23 protein-coding genes are annotated in these 19,311 nt (G+C 67.1%); 9 read left to right on the top strand and 14 right to left on the bottom strand.

The window, feature by feature from the left end; all coding sequences use genetic code 11:
* Positions 1–183 precede the first annotated feature (183 nt).
* The 4 genes from AC0B44_RS03525 (at position 184) to AC0B44_RS03510 (ending at position 3,562) form a co-directional block, all read left to right on the top strand.
* Entirely contained in the window at positions 184–912 is a 729-nt protein-coding gene (locus AC0B44_RS03525) for an amino acid ABC transporter ATP-binding protein (RefSeq protein WP_471901740.1), read from the top strand.
* 103 nt (positions 913–1,015) lie between these two features.
* Positions 1,016–1,849 carry a glutamate ABC transporter substrate-binding protein gene (locus AC0B44_RS03520; protein ID WP_471901540.1) on the top strand — a complete coding sequence of 278 codons (834 nt, stop codon included), beginning with the start codon at positions 1,016–1,018 and terminating at the stop codon, positions 1,847–1,849.
* Between the two features lie 133 nt (positions 1,850–1,982).
* Positions 1,983–2,663 (top strand): amino acid ABC transporter permease, encoded by a 681-nt coding sequence (locus AC0B44_RS03515; RefSeq protein WP_471901539.1) that lies wholly within the window; start codon positions 1,983–1,985, stop codon positions 2,661–2,663.
* The gene (locus tag AC0B44_RS03510) at positions 2,660–3,562 is read left to right on the top strand and encodes an amino acid ABC transporter permease (RefSeq protein WP_471901538.1); all 903 of its coding nucleotides are present in this window, start codon (positions 2,660–2,662) and stop codon (positions 3,560–3,562) included. The genes AC0B44_RS03515 and AC0B44_RS03510 overlap by 4 nt, the downstream gene beginning before the upstream one ends.
* A 4-nt stretch (positions 3,563–3,566) precedes the next feature.
* Here the strand turns inward: AC0B44_RS03510 and recX are convergent, their stop codons facing one another.
* The 6 genes from recX to AC0B44_RS03480 all read right to left on the bottom strand — a co-directional run bounded on the left by recX (position 3,567) and on the right by AC0B44_RS03480 (position 8,062).
* Positions 3,567–4,190 carry a recombination regulator RecX gene (recX, locus tag AC0B44_RS03505; protein ID WP_471901537.1) on the bottom strand — a complete coding sequence of 208 codons (624 nt, stop codon included), beginning with the start codon at positions 4,188–4,190 and terminating at the stop codon, positions 3,567–3,569.
* A gap of 154 nt (positions 4,191–4,344) precedes the next feature.
* Positions 4,345–5,385 carry a recombinase RecA gene (gene recA / locus AC0B44_RS03500; protein WP_471901536.1) on the bottom strand — a complete coding sequence of 347 codons (1,041 nt, stop codon included), beginning with the start codon at positions 5,383–5,385 and terminating at the stop codon, positions 4,345–4,347.
* Between the two features lie 208 nt (positions 5,386–5,593).
* Positions 5,594–5,788 (bottom strand): DUF3046 domain-containing protein, encoded by a 195-nt coding sequence (locus tag AC0B44_RS03495; RefSeq protein ID WP_471901535.1) that lies wholly within the window; start codon positions 5,786–5,788, stop codon positions 5,594–5,596.
* A 77-nt stretch (positions 5,789–5,865) separates the two neighbouring features.
* The gene (locus tag AC0B44_RS03490; protein ID WP_471901534.1) at positions 5,866–7,011 is read right to left on the bottom strand and encodes a glycosyltransferase; all 1,146 of its coding nucleotides are present in this window, start codon (positions 7,009–7,011) and stop codon (positions 5,866–5,868) included.
* 40 nt (positions 7,012–7,051) lie between these two features.
* Positions 7,052–7,771 carry a PIG-L deacetylase family protein gene (locus tag AC0B44_RS03485; RefSeq protein WP_471901533.1) on the bottom strand — a complete coding sequence of 240 codons (720 nt, stop codon included), beginning with the start codon at positions 7,769–7,771 and terminating at the stop codon, positions 7,052–7,054.
* A gap of 114 nt (positions 7,772–7,885) precedes the next feature.
* Positions 7,886–8,062, bottom strand: a complete 177-nt coding sequence (locus AC0B44_RS03480; protein ID WP_471901532.1) for a hypothetical protein — start codon at positions 8,060–8,062, stop codon at positions 7,886–7,888.
* Between the two features lie 250 nt (positions 8,063–8,312).
* Between AC0B44_RS03480 and AC0B44_RS03475 the strand changes: the two genes are divergently transcribed.
* The 3 genes from AC0B44_RS03475 to AC0B44_RS03465 are packed head-to-tail and all read left to right on the top strand — an operon-like array spanning position 8,313 to position 10,212.
* Positions 8,313–8,909, top strand: a complete 597-nt coding sequence (locus AC0B44_RS03475; protein WP_471901531.1) for a biotin transporter BioY — start codon at positions 8,313–8,315, stop codon at positions 8,907–8,909.
* 20 nt (positions 8,910–8,929) lie between these two features.
* Positions 8,930–9,610, top strand: coding sequence for an energy-coupling factor ABC transporter ATP-binding protein (locus AC0B44_RS03470; RefSeq protein WP_471901530.1), 681 nt, complete (start codon positions 8,930–8,932; stop codon positions 9,608–9,610).
* Complete coding sequence (locus AC0B44_RS03465) at positions 9,607–10,212, top strand: energy-coupling factor transporter transmembrane component T family protein (RefSeq protein WP_471901529.1); 606 nt, start codon at positions 9,607–9,609, stop codon at positions 10,210–10,212. The genes AC0B44_RS03470 and AC0B44_RS03465 overlap by 4 nt, the downstream gene beginning before the upstream one ends.
* Before the next feature lie 33 nt (positions 10,213–10,245).
* Here AC0B44_RS03465 and pspM read toward each other — a convergent pair whose 3' ends face one another.
* From pspM to pgsA, 5 genes are all read right to left on the bottom strand, one after another.
* Positions 10,246–11,061: a phage shock envelope stress response protein PspM gene (gene pspM / locus AC0B44_RS03460; protein WP_471901528.1), complete on the bottom strand. Its 816-nt coding sequence runs from the start codon at positions 11,059–11,061 to the stop codon at positions 10,246–10,248.
* A 33-nt stretch (positions 11,062–11,094) separates the two neighbouring features.
* Positions 11,095–11,904: a PspA/IM30 family protein gene (locus AC0B44_RS03455; RefSeq protein WP_072698531.1), complete on the bottom strand. Its 810-nt coding sequence runs from the start codon at positions 11,902–11,904 to the stop codon at positions 11,095–11,097.
* Positions 11,905–12,100: 196 nt separating this feature from the next.
* Complete coding sequence (locus tag AC0B44_RS03450) at positions 12,101–12,490, bottom strand: helix-turn-helix domain-containing protein (protein ID WP_471901527.1); 390 nt, start codon at positions 12,488–12,490, stop codon at positions 12,101–12,103.
* A gap of 101 nt (positions 12,491–12,591) precedes the next feature.
* Entirely contained in the window at positions 12,592–13,098 is a 507-nt protein-coding gene (locus AC0B44_RS03445) for a CinA family protein (RefSeq protein ID WP_471901526.1), read from the bottom strand.
* Positions 13,098–13,772 (bottom strand): CDP-diacylglycerol--glycerol-3-phosphate 3-phosphatidyltransferase, encoded by a 675-nt coding sequence (pgsA, locus tag AC0B44_RS03440; RefSeq protein WP_471901525.1) that lies wholly within the window; start codon positions 13,770–13,772, stop codon positions 13,098–13,100. Before pgsA ends, AC0B44_RS03445 begins: the two co-directional genes overlap by 1 nt.
* Positions 13,773–13,854: 82 nt before the next feature.
* Between pgsA and AC0B44_RS03435 the strand changes: the two genes are divergently transcribed.
* Together AC0B44_RS03435 and AC0B44_RS03430 are read left to right on the top strand one after the other, a co-directional pair.
* On the top strand, positions 13,855–14,343 hold the full coding sequence (locus AC0B44_RS03435) for an amino-acid N-acetyltransferase (RefSeq protein ID WP_471901739.1): 489 nt from the start codon (positions 13,855–13,857) through the stop codon (positions 14,341–14,343).
* A gap of 38 nt (positions 14,344–14,381) precedes the next feature.
* Entirely contained in the window at positions 14,382–14,666 is a 285-nt protein-coding gene (locus AC0B44_RS03430) for a YciI family protein (protein WP_471901524.1), read from the top strand.
* Here AC0B44_RS03430 and AC0B44_RS03425 read toward each other — a convergent pair.
* The 3 genes from AC0B44_RS03425 to AC0B44_RS03415 all read right to left on the bottom strand — a co-directional run bounded on the left by AC0B44_RS03425 (position 14,656) and on the right by AC0B44_RS03415 (position 19,285).
* Positions 14,656–15,636: a TerC family protein gene (locus AC0B44_RS03425; protein ID WP_471901523.1), complete on the bottom strand. Its 981-nt coding sequence runs from the start codon at positions 15,634–15,636 to the stop codon at positions 14,656–14,658. The genes AC0B44_RS03430 and AC0B44_RS03425 overlap by 11 nt on opposite strands.
* 165 nt (positions 15,637–15,801) lie before the next feature.
* The gene (locus tag AC0B44_RS03420) at positions 15,802–18,540 is read right to left on the bottom strand and encodes a DNA translocase FtsK (protein WP_471901522.1); all 2,739 of its coding nucleotides are present in this window, start codon (positions 18,538–18,540) and stop codon (positions 15,802–15,804) included.
* Between the two features lie 121 nt (positions 18,541–18,661).
* Positions 18,662–19,285 carry a TIGR03085 family metal-binding protein gene (locus AC0B44_RS03415; RefSeq protein ID WP_471901521.1) on the bottom strand — a complete coding sequence of 208 codons (624 nt, stop codon included), beginning with the start codon at positions 19,283–19,285 and terminating at the stop codon, positions 18,662–18,664.
* Between the last annotated feature and the right edge of the window lie 26 nt (positions 19,286–19,311).

The raw sequence follows: 19,311 nt of genomic DNA, 5'->3' as shown, positions 1-19,311 counted from the left end.
CCGGTGACGGCGATGGCCGACCGGGCGGTCTTTTTTTGCGGCAGCCGTAAATTTTCCGTGACGACGATCGCTCCACGGCCCGAAATGCGAGGAATCGGGTCGGGGACGGCATAGTGTCATCCCATGACATCAGCGGCAGCGGGGACGGAGAAGCCGTCCGACGAAGCGGACAGCACGACCTCGATGATCTCTCTCTCCCGGGTCGAGAAGCACTTCGGCGACCTTCACGTGCTGCAGGACATCAACGTCGAAGTTCCGCGCGGTCAGGTGGTGATCGTGGTGGGGCCGTCCGGGTCGGGCAAGTCCACCCTGTGCCGCACCATCAACCGCCTCGAACCGATCGATTCCGGAGAGATCCGGGTGGACGGCACGTTGCTTCCCGCCGAGGGCAAGGCACTCGCGAAGCTCCGCTCCGATGTCGGAATGGTGTTCCAGTCCTTCAACCTGTTCGCCCACAAGACGATCCTCGAGAACGTGATGCTCGGGCCCGTGAAGGTGCGGAAGATGAAGAAGGACGCGGCCCGCGAGGCCGCCCTGAAGCTTCTCGAACGCGTGGGCATCGCCAACCAGGCCGACAAGTACCCCGCGCAGTTGTCGGGTGGCCAGCAGCAGCGCGTCGCGATCGCACGGGCGCTCGCCATGAACCCGAAGGTGATGCTGTTCGACGAACCGACCTCGGCGCTCGACCCCGAGATGGTTCAGGAAGTCCTCGACGTCATGACGGCGCTGGCGAAGGAGGGCATGACGATGGTCGTCGTGACCCACGAGATGGGTTTCGCCCGCAAGGCCGGCGACCGCGTGCTGTTCATGGCGGACGGCCGGATCGTCGAAGACACCGACCCCGACAGCTTCTTCACCTCGCCCAGCTCCGATCGCGCCAAAGATTTCCTCGGCAAGATTCTCAGCCACTGATCGACCCCGCGCGGGCCGGCGCCCGCGCGGAATCCCTGCAACGCCGGCGCGGAGCTGTCCGCGTCGTTTTCCACAGCACGACACCCGCAACCGGAGGTACTCGATGAAACTGTCCCGCTCGATCCGCCTGGGCATCGGCATCCTCGCCGTTGCCGTCACCGCGACGGCCTGCGGCGGCGACGAGACGCGCAGCGTGTCGAACTCTGCCGAGAACGGCAACCTGACCGTCGGCATCAAGTTCGATCAGCCGGGACTGGGTCTGCGCAACCCCGACGGCACGTTCAGCGGATTCGACGTGGAGGTGGCGAAGTACGTCGCCGAGCAGCTCGGTGTCTCCGAAGACAACATCGAGTTCAAGGAATCGCCGTCCGCGCAGCGCGAAACCCTCATCCAGAACGGTGAGGTCGACTACGTCGTCGCGACCTACTCCATCACCGACGCCCGCAAGGAGAAGGTCGACTTCGCCGGACCGTACTTCGTCGCCGGCCAGTCGCTGCTGGTGCGCGCGGACAACACCGACATCACCGGACCCGAGTCGCTCAACGGCGGCAAGCGCCTGTGCTCGGTCGCGGGATCGACGCCGGCTCAGAAGGTCAAGGACACCTACGCACAGGACGTCCAGCTGCAGGAATTCGACACCTATTCGGCGTGCGTCGAGGCACTGCGCAACGGCGCCGTCGATGCGGTGACCACCGACGACATCATTCTCGCCGGTTACGCCGCGCAGAGCCCCGGCGAGTTCAAGGTCGTCGGTGAGCCGTTCACCGAGGAGCGTTACGGCATCGGCCTGGCCCTCGGAGACGACGAGTCGCGCACCGCGATCAACGACGCGATCGACGAGATGATCTCCAGTGGTGCGTGGGAGGCTGCGTTCCAGGAGACGGTCGGCGCATCGGGCTACCCGCTCCCCGAGGCACCGCAGGTCGACCGGTACTGAGTTAACCCCGGCACCGGGTTCGACCCGGTGCCGGTAGTCCCCGCCGAAGCACTCCCCGGCCGGTTCGTCGACGACGTCGCGAGCCGGCCGGGAAGCTCCGGCAACCGCCCTCCCCTCGATCCGGAGTTGACCTGTGGATCTGTTGAGCAAGTACGGAAGCCAGCTGCTCGATGCGTTCTGGACCACCATCCAGCTGACGGTCGTGTCGGCGATCGGCGCGCTGATACTCGGAACGATCCTCGCGGGCATGCGGGTTTCCCCCATCCCTGTCGCGAGGGCCCTCGGTGCCGCGTACGTCACGATCTTCCGTAATACGCCACTGACGCTGATCATCATTTTCTGCCTGTTCGGGTTGTCGCAGACACTCGGCGTGAAGCTCGCGCCGGAGTCCTCGCCGACCTTCCTCGTCGACAACAACTTTCGCCTCGCCGTGCTCGGGTTGACCGTGTACACCGCGGCGTTCGTCTGCGAATCCCTGCGTTCGGGCATCAATACCGTCTCGCTCGGCCAGTCCGAGGCGGGACGGTCCCTGGGCCTGACCTTCGGGCAGAACCTCCGGCTCATCGTGCTGCCCCAGGCATTTCGTGCGGTGATCGCGCCGCTGGGCTCGGTGCTGATCGCCCTGACGAAGAACTCGACCATCGCGTCGGTGATCGGCGTGTCCGAGGCGTCGCTGCTGATGAAGACGATGATCGAGAACGAGGCAGCGATCTTCGCCATCGGCGGCATCTTCGCAATCGGCTTCGTGATCCTGACCCTCCCCACCGGCCTGATCTTCGGCTGGCTGAGCAAGCGATTCGAGGTGGCACGATGAGTGCACGCGGAAGTGTTCTCTACGACGTGCCCGGTCCCCGCGCCAAGGCGATCTACCGGATCCTGTCGGTGGTGGTGGTCGCACTGCTGCTGCTCGCCGCGTGGTTCGTCTACCGGGCGCTCGACAGCCAAGGTCAGCTGACCGCGGCGAAGTGGGAGCCGTTCCTCGAAGCGAGCAGTTGGACGACCTATCTCCTGCCCGGCATCCGGGGCACGCTCATCGCCGCGGCCGCCTCGATCGTTCTGGCGTTGGTGCTCGGTGCCGTGCTCGGTATCGCCCGGCTCTCGGATCACCGCTGGGTGCGGATCGTCTCGGGGACGATCGTCGAACTGTTCCGGGCCGTTCCGGTCCTGATCCTGATGATCTTCGCGTACCAGGTCTTCGCCGAGTACCGGGTGTTCAAGTCCGACTACCTGGCCCTCGCGGCAGTGATCACCGGCCTGACGCTCTACAACGGTTCCGTGATCGCCGAGATCGTGCGTGCCGGGATCAACTCGCTCCCGCGGGGTCAGACCGAGGCCGCGTCCGCGATCGGGCTGCGCAAGAACCAGATCATGCGGCTGATCCTGCTTCCGCAGGCCGTGACCGTGATGCTGCCGGCAATCGTGTCGCAGATGGTGATCGCGCTGAAGGACTCCGCCCTCGGCTACCTCATCGGTTATGTCGAAGTGGTGCGGTCCGGGCAGCAGCTCGGCTCGTTCTTCTCCAACTACCTGCCGTCGCTGCTCGTTGTGGCAGCGATCATGATCGTCCTCAACAGTGCGCTGACACAGTTCGCGACGCGCCTCGAGAAGCGCCTGCGATCCGGTCGCAACAAGAAGGGCCCGGTCCCCGCAGAGAGCCCGCAGACCATCCCGGTGCTGGCCGTCCCGGGGCTGGACATCACCGACAAGCGGTAACCCCTCAGTCGGCGGACAGATCGCCGGTGTCGGCACCGTGAGCCGCGAGTTCCTCCCGGACCACGTCGAAGGCCATCCCCTGCGGGTAGCCGCGCCGGGCCAGCATTCCCACCAGCCGCCGCACCACCTTGTCGCGCTCGAGCGCACGTTCGCGCCGATCGCCCTCGGTGGACAGCGGCGGCTGGGTACGAAGTTTCTTTCGGACCAGTTCGACGGCGCGCTGTCGTTCGTCGTCGCTGTCGATCTGGTCGAGGGCCGCTTCGGCGTCCTCGGCGTCGACGCCCTTGCGTCGCAACTCGAGCGCGATCGCCCGCTTGCCTCTTCCGGAGTACAGGTGGCGCGATCGCGCCCACTGCGCGGCAAAGTCCGCGTCGTCGATCAGGCCGACCTCCGTGAGGCGATCGAGAGTGCGTTCGGCGACCTCGGCGGTGAAACCCTTCTGCTCGAGCTTGGTGGCGAGTTCGGCGCGGCTGCGGGCACGGTCCGTCAGCAGCCGAAGGCACACGTCCTTCGCCTGAGCTTCGGTGCCGCCACCCGGTTCTGTGCCGGCGCCCCGGTCGTTGCGGGGACCACGACTGTTCCGGCGCCGGGTACTCCCCCGGTCGCCCCCTCGACTGCTCTCGTCCATGGTTCGGACCCTAGACGAGGGCACCGACCGGTCCGGGTGGACGGCACCGGCCGGGGATACGACGAAGGGACCGACCATGGCGGTCGATCCCTACCGTCGTGAACGCCCGAGAGCGTCGTATCCAGAAGGCCGAGTGTTCTAGAAGACCGAGTGTCTAGAAGTCTGCCGGTTCCTCGGCTTCTCCGGCGGTCACTACCGCCCCGATGCGGAGCTTCTCCTTGATCTTCTTCTCGATCTCGTCGCGCACATCGGTGTTTTCGAGCAGGAACTTGCGGGCGTTTTCCTTGCCCTGCCCCAGCTGATCACCCTCGTACGTGTACCAGGAGCCCGACTTGCGGATGAAGCCGTGCTCGACACCCATGTCGATCAGCGAACCTTCCTTGCTGATGCCCTGCCCGTACAAGATGTCGAACTCTGCCTGCTTGAACGGAGGCGACACCTTGTTCTTGACGACCTTGACGCGAGTGCGGTTGCCCACGGCGTCGCCGCCGTCCTTGAGCGTCTCGATCCGGCGTACGTCGAGACGAATCGAGGCGTAGAACTTCAGAGCCTTACCACCGGTGGTGGTCTCCGGGCTGCCGAACATCACACCGATCTTCTCGCGCAACTGGTTGATGAAGATCGCGGTGGTGCCGGAGTTGCTGAGCGCACCGGTCATCTTGCGCAGGGCCTGGCTCATGAGACGCGCCTGCAGGCCGACGTGGCTGTCGCCCATCTCGCCTTCGATCTCGGCACGCGGTACGAGAGCCGCCACCGAGTCGATCACGATGATGTCGAGAGCGCCGGAACGAATGAGCATGTCTGCGATCTCGAGCGCCTGCTCACCCGTGTCGGGCTGGGAGACCAGCAGCGCGTCGGTGTCGACGCCCAGGTTGCGGGCATATTCCGGGTCGAGGGCGTGCTCGGCGTCGATGAACGCGGCGAGGCCGCCGTTCGCCTGCGCGTTGGCCACCGCATGCAGCGCAACCGTCGTCTTACCCGAGGATTCCGGGCCGTAGATCTCGACGACGCGACCACGCGGGAGACCGCCGATGCCGAGTGCGACATCCAGGGCGATCGATCCCGTCGGAATCACGGCGATGGGCTGGTGGGCTTCCTCCCCCAGTCGCATCACCGAACCCTTGCCGAAATTCTTGTCGATCTGTGCGAGGGCGAGTTCGAGCGCCTTTTCGCGATCGTGTGTCTGTGCTGCCATGTTGGTCCCCTTCATCGAATCTCGTCCTGCTTGTCGACGACGTTAGAAGCCGGTACCGACAAGTTCGGTGCGGCGAGCACAGAACGTCTCTTCTGTGGATGGATTCGCTTCGTGTGGACGGCGTCGTCACCGTCCGGCCACACCAGCATAGACGAACATCTGTTCGAATACCCTGATTCGGGTGCCTGCAGGGTGCGCCGACCTGCGGTCACCGCCGCACGGGCGGCACATCGAACTCCTCGCACAGTGCCCGCCACACCTCCCGGGGTTCCTGCCCCGCCTCGATCGCCTCGGCGGCGGTACGGCCGCCCAGTTCGAGGAGCACGTGGTCTCGCAGCAGGGCGTCACCGTGCATCTGCCCGAACTCGTCTCTGACCATCTCGTGGAATTCCGTCAAGCGCACCCGCCCCACGGTAGTCGTCCCCACCGGGACGCCGCCGCATCTGCCGGCAGCATTTCGACTGCTGCACCACATAGGGTTCAGAGGAGTACGGCTTCACACACGGCGACCGGGTCTTCGACGCTTCCTGCGGTCGCTGCCGCGGCACGGGCGGCCGCCGCAAACTCCGGCCTCGACAGGACGGTGTCCACCGCGGTCCGCACCGCTCCCGCATCGAGCGGCCGCACCACCACGGCGCTGCCCTGCCGGGCGGCCCGGTTCGCCAGTTCCCATTGGTCACCTTCACCGGGGACGACCACGGCGGGCACTCCGGCGCTCAGCGCTTTCGCGAGCATTCCGTGTCCCCCGCCGCACACCACCACGTCCGCGGCGCGGAGCAGCACGTCCTGACGACCCCGACCCGCGACCGCCCAGTCCGGCAGCGAACCCGGCGGTGGTTCGAGCATGGTTGCCACCACCCTCATCCCCGCACCGGCCAGTCCTTCACACACCGCCTCGACCATTCCCACCACACCGGTCGTGGCGGTCGACGGCGCCACCATCACCAACGGCCCGGTGCCCGGTGGCGGTTCGAGCACCGTGTCGGTGGGTTCCCACAGCAGCGGGCCCACGACATGGGCGTTCACGGGCCAGTCGGGCCGGGGCACCTCGAGCGCGGGCACGGTCGCGACAAGCCGCGCCCTGGGTCCGGGATCCTCCGCCGGCAGACCGATGCCCACCCGCGCGACCGCCCGGTCCCGGTCGCCCTGACGTACCGACCGGGCGGTCATCGCCCTGAGGATGCTGTCCCGCGCCCGTCCTGCCAGACCGGTGCCCACGGCCAGTCCGCTTCCGACCGGCGGCAACCCGCGAGAGGGCCGGTAGAGCGGATGCGGCGACAATTCGACCCAGGGGATCCCCAGCCGCTCTGCAGCCATTCCTCCCCCGGAGGTGATCACGTCGGACACCACGAGGTCGGGAAGCAGGGCACTGAGGTCCTGGAGCATCTCCGTCGCGATGTGAGCGGCGCGTGCATGGATCTTCGATCCGGCGTCGGAGTCGTCGTCGGCGGCCCGCGGAGCAAGGCCCTTCAGTTCCGCAACCGTGACTCCCGGCACGTCGATACCGAACCAGCGCTCGCCGGTGAACAGAATCGCCTCGTGACCGGCGGCCGCGAAACGGCGCGACAATTCGATCGCCGGAATCGCGTGCCCCGCATCGGGTCCTGCTACCACAGCCACTCGCACGCTGATCAGACTGCCACACGCCGATCCGTCCGGTCGGCCGCTACCCCCCGACGGTGAACAGTGCGAACCCGACGGCACGCTCGGCCGGGAACCCGGGTAGCGCCTGCGAGGCCATCTGCAGCTGGGCACGTGCCTGCTCTGCGACGTCCGTCGTACTCAATGCTTCGAGATAGCGCCGGTGCGCCGCGAGCGAACGTTCGGCGATCTCGACGGTGTCCGTGACGTCGACCGCGTGCGTGGGCGCTGTCGTGTTCACTGCGATCCAGCGCACCTGCGCCCACGGTTCGAGCCCGTACCGCGTCAACTCCGGAAAGATCCACTCGTTGGCGGCGTCGGCCACCGCGTCGAGAACGCTGAGTCCGAGAATTCGATGGTCGGCGCTGTTGAGTGCCCCGGGGAACCACGTCGCTCCGAAGTGGAGCGTGACGACCATCTCCGGCCGGTGCCGCCGGATCGCCGCCGCGATGTCTCGCCGCAGTTCCGGGCCGGCGACGAGCCGCCCGTCGGGATGCCCCAGGAATTCGACCGAGTCGACCCCGACGATTCGTGCGGATTCCCGCTCCTCGTCCTCGCGCAACGGTGCCGACTGCGACGGCGGCACACCGGCGATACCCGCTTCACCACTCGTCGCGAGGACATACCGGATGTCCTTGCCCTGACGGATCCACCGCGCCACCGCCGCGGCGGCTCCGTATTCGATGTCGTCCGGATGCGCCACCACGACGACGCCGCGGTGCCAGTCCTCTGGTACGGGTTCCATCCGTCCACTATCCACCCGAGCGCGGTCTCCCGGAGGGCGCACGAGGAGACAACACGAGCGTGACCCGGCGGTGGGTACCGCCGGGTCACAGCCCGATACTTCACGTCGGAGCGGTCAGAAACGACTGAGGTCGTCTTTGCTGTCCTTGCCCGACATCGCCTTGTACAGCAGATAGCCGCCGAAGATGATCGCGCTGAGCACGAGGATGCCGAACAGGTGGTCGAACAGTGCGCCGATCACCGCGAGGCCGATCCACACGAGCGCGACCATTCCTACGATCTTCCAGAACATCGGTTTCTCCCACCTGGCACCTGAGGCACCGTCTCTGTCCTACACATCCGATCCTGCACCCGACGCGGCAGAAAAACACCACGTCAGCGCGTAGATCAGGAAAAGATCAGGGGATACCCGCAGAGCGCGTGCCCGCGGGCTCGGGGGTACACCCCGAGCAGGGGCGGTCGCGTAGGGAGCGTCCCGGACCCTTACGCTCTACACGTTCGATCCCGTCGCTCCCGACCCGCTGTCAGAAGGCTGAGAATACGTGTCCTCGTCCCGTCGTATCCCTGCCCGCGATCTCGCGCAGATCGCTGTGTTCGCGGCTCTGATCATCGCGCTGGGTCTGCCCGGCCAGATCACCATCGGTTCGTCCGGTGTCCCCATCACACTGCAGTCCCTCGGTGTGATGCTGGCAGGTGCGCTTCTCGGCGCCCGCAAGGGCGTGCTGTCGGTGACGACGGTGATCGTGCTCGGTCTCGCCCTGCCCGTCCTCGCCGGCGGCCGGACGACTCTCACCTCCCTCGCCGGACCCACCGCCGGCTTCCTGATCGGCTGGATTCCCGCCGTCGCGGTGATCGGCTGGCTCAGCATGCGGATGCTCCCCCGGTACCGGACGGTTCTGGGTGTCGGCGTGAACGTGCTCGGCGGCATCGTCGTGCTGTACGCCCTGGGTATCGCCGGTATGGTGCTCCGCACCGACCTGACGGTGTGGGCCGCGACCGCCGCGAACGTCGCCTTCCTGCCCGGTGACCTGATCAAAGCGGTCGTCGCCGCCGCGGTCGCTGCGCAGGTGCATCGTGCGTACCCGGCACTACTGTCCGCGCGACTCCCCCAGCGGCCTGCCGCCGATCCGACCCACTGACGGACGGAGCATCCCGGTCGATGAGCGAAATCTGCTTCCGGCAGGTCCGTCACTCCTACGGTGACCGGACCGTCATCGACGGTATCGATCTGACGTTGACCGAGCAGCGCGTCGGGATCGTGGGGGCGAACGGCAGCGGCAAGTCGACACTCGCCCGGATGATCAACGGCCTCGTGGTGCCCTCGGCCGGGTCCGTGACGGTCGACGGATTCGACACCGCGAAAAAGGGCCGGGAAGTGCGCAAACGTGTCGGGTTCGTCTTCACCGACCCCGACCATCAGATCGTGATGCCGACGGTCTCCGAAGATGTGGCCTTCTCCCTGCGGCGCAGCGGACTCGGCAAGGCGGAGCGCGCCGACCGGGTCCGGGAGGTACTCGGCGAGTTCGGTCTCTCGGGCCACCATGACCATCCCAGTCACCTGCTCTCGGGAGGCCAGAAGCAGTTGCTCGCGCTGGCCGCGATCATGGTCACCGATCCGGACGTGCTGGTGGCCGACGAGCCCACCACGTTGCTGGACCTGCGCAACACCAAACTGATCGCGCGGACGTTCGCCGCGCTCCGCCAGCAACTGGTGGTCGTGACCCACAATCTGGATCTGCTCACCGACTTCGACCGCGTCCTCGTCGTGGATTCGGGCCTCGTCGTCGCCGACGACGAGCCCCGGCCTGCCCTGGGCTACTACCGGCAGTTGATCGGGTGAACACCTTCGGTCTCTACCACCCGGGGTCGTCGATACTGCATCGGCTTCCCGCCGGGCCGAAACTCCTGGTCACCGCGGTGGTGATCGTCGTGCTGAGCCTGTGGATCCGGCAACCCTGGCAGATTCTACCGGCGGCGGCACTTGCGGTGATCGCCTATTTCACAGCCCGGATACCGTTGCGGCTCACCGTGGTCCAGTTGCGGCCGATCGTATGGATGCTCGCGTTCGTCGGCGCGTTCCAGTGGATCGTCGCGGGATGGGAACGCGCCGTGGTGATCTGCGGGTCGCTGTTCGTGGCCGTCGCACTCGCCGCGCTCGTCACCCTGACGACCCGCATGACCGACATGCTCGACGCCATCGTCACCGCCGCACGCCCACTGCGTCGCGTCGGCGTCGATCCGGATCGCGTCGGGCTCGTCCTCGTGATGACGATCCGCGCGATTCCGCTGCTGGGTGCGGTCGTCGCCCGGGTGACCGAAGCACGGAAGGCCCGGGGTCTCGGATTCTCGCTGCGCGCACTCGTCGTCCCCGTTGTGGTCGGGGCGCTCATGACCGCCGAAGCGATGGGGGAAGCACTCGCCGCCCGCGGCGTCGACGACTGACGGCCGCGTCCGGCCCGGTGTGCAGTGTCGGGATCAGGGACGGTCGCGGTACGGTCGCTCGATCCGAGCGACCTCCTGCCACGACAGCGCCCAGCTTTCGAGCTTGTCCGAAGTGGTGATCAACTCGGCGCGATGCTGTTCGAGCAGCGCCATGGAACGGCTGCCCTCGGGTGCGGCGGCCAGGCGTGCCGCCGCCGCGACGAGTTCCTCGAACTGGTCGACGCCCGATTCGATGCGTTGACCCGCTGCGTTGATCGCTGTGTGGAGGTGCGCACCTGCGGCCGCACTTCCCCGCGAAGCTGCTTCGAGAGCGACGACGTCTTCGACCACCGCGTCGAGCGCGGAGGAGGCCGCCCGCGCCGCTTCGCCGATCTCCTCGAGATCGTCCGCCGCGACCGCCCCAGAGCGTGCGAGGACGGTGAGCAATCGGTACAGGCTCTGCTCGTCGGCCGACAGTCGCTCCATAGGCGCACGCGCCACCGACCCTGCGGGTGGCAGCTTCCGCAGGCCCGGTCCGGGTGGCGGCAACGGCACAACATCGAGCCGGCGGAATGTTCGCACCGCCATGACCGCGGGCACGACGAACGCGGCGGTCGCTCCGCCGGTCGCGACGATCGTCCAGTCGGGCGCCGACGCAGCGATGAGCGTGGCCGTTCCGATTCCACCCGTGCCGCCGGCTGCGCCGAACAACCGCGCGCGACGCTGTGCGCGTCGCTTCTTCCGGCGAAGCCGCGCAGCGGGGTCACGCCAGCGGCGCGCGGCGTCGACCGCAGCACCGGTGGCGTCTCTGAGTGCGGCAGCGGCCGGGCCGGAAATGCTTCCGGCCCGGCCGCTTCCGGGTGCGTTCATAGCGATGTCATGCTCCTGGCAGGTTCGCGAGCTTTACTGGCTGCCGGCGCTGCCTGCAGCCGCGGGCGGCTCCTTGCCGATGTCGACGGCGGGCGTTGCGGGCGCACCGGGCAGTGCGTCGCCCTTCATCGAGGCGCGGATCTGCTCGAGACGGCTGTGGCCGGCCATCTGGACGGTGGCCTGCTGGACCTCGAGCATCCGCCCCTGCACGGTGTTCTGGGCGAGTTCGGCCGAACCCAGCGCGTTCGCGTAGCGACGTTCGATCTTCTCGCGCACCGCATCCAGGCTCGGCGTGGTGCCCGGGGCGGACAGGGTGGAATCCATCGACCGCAAGGATTCGCTGACCCGCTCCTGCATCTTTGCCTGCTCGAGCTGGCTGAGCAGCTTGGTGCGCTCGGCCACCTTCTGCTGCAGCGCCATCGCGTTCTGCTCGACAGCCTTCTTCGCTTGCGCCGCAGCCTGCAGGGACTGATCGTGCAGCACCTTCAGGTCCTCGACCGACTGCTCGGCGGTGACGAGTTGCGCCGCGAACGCCTCGGCGGCGTTGGTGTACTGGATGGCCTTCTCGGTGTCGCCCGCCGCGTTGGCCTGGTCCGCCATCATCACGGCCTGGCGCGCACTCGCATTGAGCTTCTCGACTTCGTCCAGCTGACGATTGAGCTTCATCTCGAGCTGCCGCTGGTTTCCGATGACGGAGGCGGCCTGCTGCGAAAGAGCCTGGTGCTGACGCTGGGCATCCTCGATGGCCTGCTGAATCTGGACCTTCGGATCGGCCTTCTCATCGATCTTGGAGTTGAAAAGCGCCATCAGGTACTTCCAACCCTTGACGAACGGATTAGCCATGGGTGTGATCCCGCCTCCATCTGGTACGCCGCGCCGAACGCGACCCGGTGCGCGGCCCTCGCGCACCGATTCCGGACCGCCCTGCCGGTCGTGTCCCGGCGGTCCCACCTGCCGAGCCCGGATCACCGCTGGAGGCGAGCCGGGATAAGTCCTCGTCCGCGCCGGATACCCGGAGCGATCTTCACTTCAGTCCATGTTAGGCGGCAGCAAGCGCGCGCGCCGCCGGTGCGGGGATCACAACTCTGGTCTCCTGCGCAATGAGCGCAGAATCCCTCGCGACCCCGTCGGATCCCGCGAGTTCGGAGATCCCGACCTCGCCGACCCGTTCGTTCATGCCACTGCGCCGGGGAACTGCGTCTGCCAGCGACTCGCTCACGTCGGAAAGGACGTCGGAGAGCGGGACGGCGAGCGCGTCGCAGATCGCCGCGAGAAGCTCACTCGACGCTTCCTTGCGCCCACGTTCGATCTCGGAGAGGTATCCGAGGCTGACCCTGGCGCTGCTGGAGACTTCGCGCAGGGTGCGGCTTTGCGACACACGGGTACGCCGAAGGCTGTCCCCTAGTGCTTCGCGTAGCAACAGCGCCATCGCATCCTCCTTCGTCCTTCGTACCTATACCCCGACAACGTCCCGGAGAGCTGCCAGGTTCCCGCTCCCCGTTCGAACTTGGAGAACGCGGTGTCCAGAGATTACAACGCCGAGGTCGCGAGTAGGCGGGCGAGTAGCCCAGACACGGCGGCGTCGACCGATCCGAGCCGGATGTCCCACCGGCTTCCGGCCACCTGCGGCCGGCTCACCACGGTGCCGCCGGGGCCGCTGATGCCCAGATACACCGTCCCGGGTGGACGTCCGTCCTGGTCGTCCGGACCCGCGACCCCCGTCAGTCCCAGCCCCCAGGTGGCACCGCATCGAACGCGCGCGCCGTCGGCGAGCGCTGCCGCGGTGGATTCGGAGACGGGCCCGTCGTGCGCGAGTTTCCCGGCGTCGACGTCGGCCAGAGTCGCCTTCAGGTCGGTTGCGTACACGATCAGCCCACCACGCAGAACAGCGCTCGCGCCCGGCACACCGGCGATGGTGGCCGAGAGCAGGCCGGCGGTGAGCGACTCCGCGGTCGCGACCGTCTGGCCGCGCGCCGCCAGTTCCGCGACGAGGTCCGCTGCGCGGGTTGCCGAGACGAGCGGGTCGGGCGTGGTCACTACGACGTCCGGCCACCGGTGTCGCCGTGCGGGTGTTCACCGGTCCGCACGGCTGTCCGCAGGCGGACCGCCTGCACGACGTAGTCGAGTCCGGTGACGACGGTCAGCACGACGGCGAGGGCCATCATCGCCACCGCCACGGGCGCGATCGCGTCCGGCAGCGGAAGCAGGTAGATCCCGATGGCGAGGGTCTGCACGAAGGTCTTGGCCTTGCCACCCCTGCTGGCCGGGATGACCCCGTGCCGCAGCACCGCGAAACGCATCGCGGTGATCCCGAGTTCGCGAGCCGCGATGACGGCGGTGACCCACCAGGTGAGGTCTCCCAGCAGCGACAATCCGACGAGCGCGGCTCCGATCAGCGCCTTGTCGGCGATGGGGTCCGCGAGCTTTCCGAAGTCGGTCACCAGGCCGTACCGGCGTGCCAACTGTCCGTCGATGCGGTCGGTGACCGCCGCGATCGCGAAGACGGCCGTGGCCGCGAGACGCCATCCGGTGTCGTGTCCGTCGCCGACGAAGAGCAACACCAGGAAGACCGGGACCAGCGCGATTCGCAGCACCGTCAGGATGTTCGCGATGTTCCACAACGGCACCGGATCGTGCGGGGAACCGGCGTTCGGTCCCGGGGCGGCGCCGCTCCCGCCCGATGCGGCGACGTGCTGGCGGGGCGTGCTCATAGGCCCCACAATATCGCTACGGGCACGCGCTACTGTTCACCGCATGACTTCAGCGGCGCCGGAATCCAGCACAACCGATCGTATGGTCGTGCGTCGGGCCCGAACGTCGGACGTGCCGGAGATCAAGCGGCTCATCGACATCTACTCGGGCAGGATTCTTCTCGAGAAGAACCTCGTGACTCTGTACGAGGCCGTCCAGGAGTTCTGGGTTGCCGAGTTCGACGGGCGTGTCGTCGGTTGCGGTGCCCTGCACGTGCTGTGGGCCGACCTCGGCGAGGTCCGCACGGTAGCGGTGGATCCGCAGGTCAAAGGGCGCGGAGCAGGTCATCTGCTGGTCGCCCGGTTGATCGAGGTCGCCCGGGAACTCGAACTCGAGCGGCTCTTCGTGCTGACCTTCGAAGTGGATTTCTTCGCCCGCCACGGGTTCGCCGAGATCGAGGGCACCCCGGTCACCGCCGAGGTCTACGCCGAGATGTGCCGGTCGTACGATACCGGTGTCGCCGAATTCCTGGACCTGAGCTACGTGAAGCCGAACACGCTCGGGAACACCCGGATGTTGCTCACACTCTGAGCGCGCGACACCCGCATCCGACGAAATCGAGGAAACCCATGGCACTGTTCGCCGTCGAATACACGTACTCCGATTCCACCGCCGCGGCCCGCGACGAGCACCGCCCGAAGCACCGGGCGTGGCTGAGCGGTCTCGTCGACGACGGACGCGTCCGATCGACGGGTCCGTGGACGGACGGATCCGGTGCGCTGATCCTCATCGACGTAGCCGATGAGGCCGCGGCGCGGGATCTGATGGCTCAGGATCCGTTCGCGCAACGCGACCTCATCGATGCCGTGCGCATCACCGGATGGAATCCGGTGATGGGCGCCTTCAGCGCTTAGCTGCCTCGGTCTGCCGCGTTTTCAGCAGGCTCGCGACGGTGGTGATGACGAGGACCCCGACGATCACCGCCAGCGACAGCCCGGTGGAGATCTCGGGGACCGCCACGTGTTCGCCGCCGTTGATCCAGCCGAGCGTGTTCTCGTGCAGCGCGTGCAGCACGAGCTTGACGCCGATGAACGCGAGGATCACCGAGAGTCCGTACGACAGGTACACCAGCCGCTCGAGCAGGCCGCCGATCAGGAAGAAGAGCTGCCGCAGGCCCATGAGGGCAAAGGCATTGGCGGTGAACACCAGGTACGGCTCTTCGGTCAGACCGTAGATCGCGGGAATCGAGTCGAGCGCGAACAGGATGTCGGTGAAGCCGATCGCGATGAGGGCCAGCAACATCGGCGTGACCATCTTCTTGCCGTCGATACGGGTCACCAGCTTGTCGCCGTCGTACTCGTTGTGAACCGGCAGGAACTTCTTTGCGAGGACGACCATCTTGTTCTCGCCGACACTCTCGGTCTCTTCACCGTGGTCACGGATCAGCTTGACGGCGGTGTAGATCAGGAAGATGCCGAACAGGTAGAAGACCCAGCTGTACGCGTTGATGGCCGCGGCACCGACGGCGATGAACAGACCGCGCATCACCAAGGCCAGGACGATGCCGATGGTGAGCACCTTCTGCTGGTATTCCCGTGGCACCGCGAAGGTCGCCATGAGGATCACGAACACGAAGAGGTTGTCCACCGACAGTGCCTTCTCCGTGACATACCCGGCGAAATACTCGCCGCCGTACGTCGGACCCCAGACCAGAAAGACAACCACGCCGAAGATGACGGCGATGGTGATGAACACCACGGACCAGAAGCCGGATTCGCGCAATGTCGGCGCGTGCGGCTTGCGGACGTGGGCGTAGAAGTCGAAGACGAACAGTCCGACGATCACCGCGATCGTGATCAACCAGGTCGTCAGGGTTACGTGCATACCTCGGCCTTCCGGTAGGTGTTTACCTGCCGGAGGTCTCTCCCGCCCCGCACGAATGCCGGACCGACGGCCCCGGAACGGCAATGATGCCATCCGTGTTGACGAGACCGCCGCGAGTAAGGGGATACTCCCCTCCACAGCTGACCCGATTGTGCCATATGTGAATCAGGAGTCACCTGACGCGACTTCGGCGGGATCGCCACCACCGCGGATCGAGTAGAGCAGTCCGTCGAGTTCGTCCGGCTTGACCAGCACCTCACGCGCCTTGCTGCCCTCGCTCGGACCGACCACCCCACGGGTCTCCATGAGGTCCATCAGCCGGCCGGCCTTGGCGAACCCGACGCGCAACTTGCGCTGCAGCATCGACGTCGAGCCGAACTGGCTCGTGACCACGAGTTCCACGGCCTGCAGGAAGACATCCAGGTCGTCGCCGATGTCTGCGTCGACGTCCTTCTTCTCGCCTGCCTTGGGGGCGGTGACGCCCTCGTGGTACTCGGGCTCGGCCTGGTTCTTCGCGGCGTCGACGACCGCGGAGATCTCCTCGTCGGTGATGAAGGCGCCCTGCATGCGGACCGGTTTGCCGGCACCCATCGGGAGGAACAACCCGTCGCCCATACCGATGAGCTTCTCCGCGCCGGGCTGGTCGAGGATGACGCGCGAGTCGGTGAGCGAGCTGGTCGCGAAAGCGAGGCGCGAGGGCACATTGGTCTTGATCAGGCCGGTGACCACGTCCACCGAGGGACGCTGCGTGGCCAGGACGAGGTGGATGCCGGCGGCGCGGGCCTTCTGGGTGATCCGGACGATCGCCTCTTCGACGTCGCGCGGTGCCGTCATCATCAGGTCGGCGAGCTCGTCGACGATCGCGAGGATGTACGGGTAGGGCCGGTAGACACGTTCGCTGCCGAGCGGAGCGGTGATCTCCCCCGATTTCACCTTCGCGTTGAAGTCGTCGATATGACGCACGCGGTTGGCCTGCATGTCCTGGTAGCGCTGTTCCATCTCTTCGACCAGCCAGGCCAGTGCCGCCGCGGCCTTCTTCGGCTGCGTGATGATGGGCGTGATCAGGTGCGGGATGCCTTCGTAGGGCGTCAGTTCGACCATTTTCGGGTCAATCAGGATGAGGCGGACCTCTTCCGGTGTCGCCCGGATGAGGAGCGAGACCAGCATCGAGTTCACGAAGCTCGACTTGCCGGATCCGGTCGAACCCGCGACCAGCAGGTGGGGCATCTTCGCGAGATTCGCCGAGACGAAGTCTCCTTCGATGTCCTTGCCGAGACCGATGACGAGCGGATGGTGATCGCGTCGGGTCGACGGGGCGGCGAGCACGTCCGACAACCGGACGAGTTCCCGGTCGGAGTTCGGCACCTCGATACCGACCGCCGATTTGCCCGGGATGGGTGCGAGCAACCGGACGTTGTCCGTTGCGACCGCATACGCGATGTTGCGGGCGAGCGCGGTGATCTTCTCGACCTTCACGCCGGGTCCGAGTTCGACCTCGTAGCGCGTGACGGTGGGCCCGCGGGTGAACCCGGTGACCGCTGCATCGATCTTGAACTGCTCGAGGACTTCGGTGATCGACTCGATCATCTCGTCGTTCGCCGGGGACCGCTTCTTGGGCGGATCACCCTTGGTGAGCAGACTCAGCGAGGGCAGGACGTAATCGCCGTCGACCTGGCGGTCCGGCACGACGAGAGCATCCGACTCGGCAGGCTCGGGCACGGGTTCCGGTTCGGGGACCGCGACGGCCGGTACCGCCCGTTTCGGACGGGCCCGTGGCGGGGCGGCGACGGGCTCCGGTTCGGGTTCGGGTGCTTCGGCCGCAGCGGGTTCGTCCGTCCAGAGGGGCAGTATCTCGGTGTCGGCTTCGTCGAACTCGTCGGGTGGGTAGTTCTCGACGGGCGTCCGCCGGCGACGCGACCTGGGCTTCTCCGTGCGGTACCCGTCGTCGTACACACCCGGCTCGTCGTCGTAGTCGCCGTATTCGTCGTAATCCCCGTATTCGTCGTCGGCGGGGTATCCGAGGCCGAAGTACTCACGGAACAGATCAGGCAATTCGCGGATGGTGGTGCCGGTGAGAAGCAGGATGCCGAAGCCGACGGCGAGAAGCATCAGCGGAACGGACAGCCACGCCGTCAGCCCGGCGGTGAGCGGTCCGCCCACCGCGGCACCGATGAAACCGGCGCCTTCCGAGCGCCCGGTGGCGTCGGCCGGCAGACCCGACGCGACGTGCCACAGTCCGAAGGCCGGGAGAGCTACGAGCAGCCCGCCGAGGACGAGCCGCGGGCGGATCTCGGGAAAGGGCTCGGTACGCATCAGGGTCACGGCGATTCCGATGGCGACGAGCGGAAGCACCGCGCCCGTGCCACCGACACCGGCCCGGACCACCATCTCGACCCAGTCGCCGACGGGTCCGCCGACACCGAACCACAACGACCCCGCGACGACCACGCCGACGGCGACGAGACCCAGTGCGATGCCGTCGCGGCGGTGGCCGTGTTCGATGTCGGTGGCCATGCCCATCGTGCGCGTGGTCGCGCCGAGTGCGCGGGCCGTCATGAACCATCCGGCCGCGACACCTTTGCCGAGCGCGCCGAGCACTCCGCCGGAATTGTGGGGCCGGCGGGCGGGAGCTTTGCGCGATGCGGAGGCCCGGGGCCGGGGAGCCGGGGCCCGCCGGGTCGCGGCCGCACCCGTGCCGCGAGGTTTCCGGGAGTTGCCCGACGCCTTGGCCGTGGAGTTCGTCTTGGCCGTGGAGTTCCTGCCCGATCCCCTACCGGTCTTGGCGTTTCCCGACTTGGCGGAAGCCGCGCGGGAGCGGTTGGCACCGCCCGACGAGCCGCGTGCCCCCGTCCGCGACCGTGAGGTCGTAGAGGACGAAGCGCGACTGCCCGACTTTCCTGCCATAACCGCCAGGGTAACCGGCCGGACCTCTGCTGAACCATTTGCAACACAGGTAACGCGCGGCGTGCCTGGTCACAGCTTCCGGGGTCTCGGCGGGGTGGCGGGTCGGGCGAGCCGCAGGTTTTCACATCCCGCGCTTGGACCCGTCGATCTCGGCGAGGGCTTCCGGGTCGCCTTCCTTCCCGATGCGCACGGCGTCGCGCCCGAAAGCGTGAAGCAGCAGTTCGGCGGGTTCGCCGCGCAGGACGACGGTTCTGGGTCCGCGCTTGCGTACGGTCGCGCGTTCACCCCCGGGACGTTCGAAGACGACGGTGACGTCGCTTCCGCCGTAGCTGTTGCGGCCGAGCATGCGCGCGGTCCGCCAGAGTTGGTCCTGAACGTCGGAAGGAAGGGTCCGCGGTTCCCAGCCGGGCTCGGCTCGGCGCACGTCCTCGTGGTGGACGAACATCTCCGCGGCGTTGGCGACGGAGTCGAGGAGGAACAGCGGAGACCACTTCGGCGGTCCGGAGTCGATCTCGGAGAGCATGTGCGCCCATTGCTTGTCGGTGGCGGCACTCCGCACCTTCTCCGTGTGGCCTGCGAACGCCGGGATCATGATGCCAGGCATGCTGTCGATCCGGCGCTCCCGGACGAGGAGATGCGCCGCGAGATCGCGGGTCGTCCAGTCGCCGCACAGTGTGGGCGCATCGGGGCCGACTTCGGACATCGTGTGGACGAGGGCGTGTCGTTCGGTGCGGGCAAGGCTCATTCGGCCACTCTAACGACGGCATCGCC

Source organism: Rhodococcus sp. NPDC019050 (genome assembly GCF_055664235.1).
Note: the sequence above shows the minus strand (reverse complement) of the source record. Positions and strands in the feature narration are given on the sequence as shown.

Excerpts from the sequence above, each read along its gene's own strand:
- AC0B44_RS03525 (WP_471901740.1), top strand. The coding sequence starts at position 184 with ATGATCTCTCTCTCCCGGGTCGAGAAGCACTTCGGCGACCTTCACGTG.
- AC0B44_RS03520 (WP_471901540.1), top strand. The coding sequence starts at position 1,016 with ATGAAACTGTCCCGCTCGATCCGCCTGGGCATCGGCATCCTCGCCGTT.
- AC0B44_RS03510 (WP_471901538.1), top strand. The coding sequence starts at position 2,660 with ATGAGTGCACGCGGAAGTGTTCTCTACGACGTGCCCGGTCCCCGCGCC.
- recX (WP_471901537.1), bottom strand. The coding sequence starts at position 4,190 with ATGGACGAGAGCAGTCGAGGGGGCGACCGGGGGAGTACCCGGCGCCGG.
- recA (WP_471901536.1), bottom strand. The coding sequence starts at position 5,385 with ATGGCAGCACAGACACACGATCGCGAAAAGGCGCTCGAACTCGCCCTC.
- AC0B44_RS03485 (WP_471901533.1), bottom strand. The coding sequence starts at position 7,771 with ATGGAACCCGTACCAGAGGACTGGCACCGCGGCGTCGTCGTGGTGGCG.
- AC0B44_RS03480 (WP_471901532.1), bottom strand. The coding sequence starts at position 8,062 with ATGTTCTGGAAGATCGTAGGAATGGTCGCGCTCGTGTGGATCGGCCTC.
- AC0B44_RS03470 (WP_471901530.1), top strand. The coding sequence starts at position 8,930 with ATGAGCGAAATCTGCTTCCGGCAGGTCCGTCACTCCTACGGTGACCGG.
- pspM (WP_471901528.1), bottom strand. The coding sequence starts at position 11,061 with ATGAACGCACCCGGAAGCGGCCGGGCCGGAAGCATTTCCGGCCCGGCC.
- AC0B44_RS03455 (WP_072698531.1), bottom strand. The coding sequence starts at position 11,904 with ATGGCTAATCCGTTCGTCAAGGGTTGGAAGTACCTGATGGCGCTTTTC.
- AC0B44_RS03450 (WP_471901527.1), bottom strand. The coding sequence starts at position 12,490 with ATGGCGCTGTTGCTACGCGAAGCACTAGGGGACAGCCTTCGGCGTACC.
- pgsA (WP_471901525.1), bottom strand. The coding sequence starts at position 13,772 with ATGAGCACGCCCCGCCAGCACGTCGCCGCATCGGGCGGGAGCGGCGCC.
- AC0B44_RS03435 (WP_471901739.1), top strand. The coding sequence starts at position 13,855 with ATGGTCGTGCGTCGGGCCCGAACGTCGGACGTGCCGGAGATCAAGCGG.
- AC0B44_RS03430 (WP_471901524.1), top strand. The coding sequence starts at position 14,382 with ATGGCACTGTTCGCCGTCGAATACACGTACTCCGATTCCACCGCCGCG.
- AC0B44_RS03425 (WP_471901523.1), bottom strand. The coding sequence starts at position 15,636 with ATGCACGTAACCCTGACGACCTGGTTGATCACGATCGCGGTGATCGTC.
- AC0B44_RS03420 (WP_471901522.1), bottom strand. The coding sequence starts at position 18,540 with ATGGCAGGAAAGTCGGGCAGTCGCGCTTCGTCCTCTACGACCTCACGG.
- AC0B44_RS03415 (WP_471901521.1), bottom strand. The coding sequence starts at position 19,285 with ATGAGCCTTGCCCGCACCGAACGACACGCCCTCGTCCACACGATGTCC.